Origin of the sequence: Pseudomonas persica, assembly GCF_900291015.1 — a bacterium.
Lineage (GTDB): Bacteria > Pseudomonadota > Gammaproteobacteria > Pseudomonadales > Pseudomonadaceae > Aquipseudomonas.
Map to the genome: position 1 here is coordinate 1 of NZ_OLKL01000298.1, position 246 is coordinate 246.

At 52.8% G+C, this 246-nt stretch carries 1 pseudogene; it reads right to left on the reverse strand.

The window, feature by feature from the left end:
* Window positions 1-246, reverse strand: a pseudogene (locus FQ664_RS26650) (type VI secretion system domain-containing protein); the annotation flags it as partial.

Here is a 246-nt window from a genome sequence, read left to right on the forward strand (position 1 = left end):
CAGCCACTTTTTCTCTGCCTTTAATCGAAGCCAGACATAGGCCATCGTTGTACACCATGACATCACTGAATTACAGTTCCTGTAACGAAGGCAGCCGTTGCACAAAACGCGCGGTCGTACTGCGAATGTCCTCGCAAACCTCGGTCATCTCCAGCTGTGACGCTACAGTCGCAGCCAGCAAGCTTCCGCGGATCCAATCAGGCGCTGCCGTGGCGCTTTTTTCGATTCGATGCAGTAACGCAACAT